At 36.4% G+C, this 2363-nt stretch carries 3 protein-coding genes; all 3 read right to left on the reverse strand.

Features of this window, described 5'->3' with window-relative positions:
• Nucleotides 1–212: 212 nt before the first annotated feature.
• Nucleotides 213–527 (reverse strand): SH3 domain-containing protein, encoded by a 315-nt coding sequence (locus G6N06_RS19575; protein WP_205334813.1) that lies wholly within the window; start codon nt 525–527, stop codon nt 213–215.
• A gap of 297 nt (nt 528–824) precedes the next feature.
• On the reverse strand, nt 825–1310 hold the full coding sequence (locus tag G6N06_RS19580) for a VOC family protein (protein ID WP_163518385.1): 486 nt from the start codon (nt 1308–1310) through the stop codon (nt 825–827).
• A 68-nt stretch (nt 1311–1378) separates the two neighbouring features.
• The gene (locus G6N06_RS19585) at nt 1379–2194 is read right to left on the reverse strand and encodes an AraC family transcriptional regulator (RefSeq protein ID WP_163518386.1); all 816 of its coding nucleotides are present in this window, start codon (nt 2192–2194) and stop codon (nt 1379–1381) included.
• Between the last annotated feature and the right edge of the window lie 169 nt (nt 2195–2363).

The following is a 2363-nucleotide window of genomic DNA, read 5'->3' on the forward strand; positions in this document are numbered from 1 at the left end:
TTGCCGCCAGTTTCCTTCAGATTCCACCTCGCGATGGACACCCTTACCTTAAGCTAACACTTCCCACTGCTTGGGCGTGTTCGGGACTTGCACCCTATAGTTATCGATCATGCTAGGCGCACACACAGTATTCAGCTCTGGCCTATCGGCGAGCCGAATACTTAGTTATTAGCGGTAGTTTTTATTCAATAATTTCATCGGGTATCCAACCTTCATTTTCTGTTCTTAAATTTCTCGACCAAGTCCAACCATTCAAAGATTTTATTTTTTTCAACTAAGTCGTCTTTGTCCACGTTCAATTCCTTTGCTGAATAAAATTCCAATATTGTTCCTGTTTTTTTGTCGTCAGAGATTTCAAGTATTTGTATAGGAATCCAACCTTTATTGATTTTACTTTCCGCCCAAATCCAACCTTTCCATTTTTCTTCCTTTTCTTCTTCTCCTAAGATAACTTTTTCTCCAACATTTAAAACAATTGGATTTTCATATTGTGTCTTGTATTCTTTAAGAATTTTATATGTTTTCATTTTGTTTTTGTCAGTCCAATTTATAGTTATATTGTCAGAAAAAAAATAATGGTTTAACTATTTTTTCCTGCAATTTTTTTATGTTTTATAGGTCAATTTTGATTTCATTTTCATTCAGTGTCGTTTTGTAAAATTACCGCTAACGGTTTCGGGCTTTGCGTAGTGGGGGCTTTAGAAGCACTACCTTTCAACCTTGCACAAAGGTAAATAAAAAGAACTGACGTTCAATTAAGCACGTCAGCCCCCATTACGCAAAACCCGTGTTATGCGGTCGCTCTTTTTTTTGTTCGTTGTCCTTTAGTTGCTCGAATGCAGTCCTAATTTATTTCCTTCGGTGTCAATGAATAGAGCAAAGAAACCCATTTCAGGGCTAATTTCGGTTTTCGGTAAGATTACCTGTCCACCATTTTGTTCTACTTTGTCAAGCATTGGTTGTAGGTCGTTACCTGCGTTTAGGTAAAGTACCGCTCCGTCAGTTGTCGGTTTGTAGTCGTTGCCATTTACTAAAACCACATTTACGGTTTCGCCATCACTTGGTAAAACGCCCATTAGCATTCCGTCCATATCAACTTCTTCTATGGTAACACCTAAAATGGTTTGATAAAATTTTAACGCTCTTGCGAAGTCAGTTGTCGGAATTTCGACAATTGAAATTAAGTTGTTCATATTATTTGTTTTTTGAGTTTGAATATTTTCTGTTTTTTCTTCTTCGGTCTTTGTGTCCGTACAAGCCGAAAAACCGATTGCGATTAGCACTATTGCACTTATTATCGTTCTTTTCATCTTATGGTTTTGGTGCAAAGTTAAAATGTTTGGAACTCCTGAAATAGTAGAAATGCGACACTACAAATTTATTTGTAGAAAAGTGCAGATAGAGCCATATGCTCATTGGCTAAAAATTCCTTTGGTGTAACTCCAACAAGGTCTTTAAAATCTTTTATAAAATGGTTTTGGTCGAAATAGTCACTTTCGTAAGCAATTTCTGTCAAAGTTTCTGATTTTTTATTGAGCAACAAGTTTAAAGTTGTTTGCAGTCGAATAGCTTTGCCTAACTGTTTTGGACTAATGCCAATTTGTTTTTTAAAATGTCTTTCAAGCTGTCTTCTTTTTGAAATGTCATCATTCAAAAGAACATTTATGGGTGTTGTTCCATTCGTTTTGAGAAGAGCTTCAACGGTTGTTTTTACGATGTTACTTATCGTATTCTTTTCGCTAAGTATTTTTAATAGAAAGGTTTCAACAATTTCAATTCTCTGTCGGGTATTAATAGCTTGAATCATTTGTTGCTCTAATTCATAGGCTTCTGCTTGTCCGAAAAGTTCTGAAATGGGCGTTTCTTTGTCAACCAAGTTTTCAAGAGGCGTTTTCACAAAGTTTGCAAAGCCGATAGGATAGAAACAGATTGCGAAAGTGTCAACATTACCAACTGGCAAAATGTCAAATGATTTAGTTCTCTGTCCCATTACCATTGCATTGGGATGAAGAATAAAGTCAGTTTCTGAAATGTATCTTTTAATCTTGTCGCCAAAATTGAAAGTCATTTCTATGCAGCCGTCTGGTACGATTTTTTGTTTTTGATTTTTTGGGTCAAATGGCACTTCCATAGTCCAATAAAATTTGACTATGGATTCTAAGTCTTTATGTGGTTTATATGTCTGATAGTTCATCTATGCACGGTGTTTCTTAGAGTGCCGCATAACGGTCAAGTAGTCGAGTAGGAAAAGGGAGTTTCACCCTTTCCCTCTCACAGAACCGTACGTGATAGTCTCCCATCATACGGCTCTTCTAATTTAATCCACAAATATAAGCTCATCCTCTCTCAAGTTGGCAAATCGT

It is taken from the genome of Gelidibacter japonicus (assembly GCF_010725055.1).
In the GTDB taxonomy this organism is placed as follows: Bacteria; Bacteroidota; Bacteroidia; order Flavobacteriales; family Flavobacteriaceae; genus Gelidibacter; species Gelidibacter japonicus.

Coding starts and splice junctions, on each gene's coding strand:
- G6N06_RS19575 (WP_205334813.1), bottom strand. CDS start 527: ATGAAAACATATAAAATTCTTAAAGAATACAAGACACAATATGAAAAT.
- G6N06_RS19580 (WP_163518385.1), bottom strand. CDS start 1,310: ATGAAAAGAACGATAATAAGTGCAATAGTGCTAATCGCAATCGGTTTT.
- G6N06_RS19585 (WP_163518386.1), bottom strand. CDS start 2,194: ATGAACTATCAGACATATAAACCACATAAAGACTTAGAATCCATAGTC.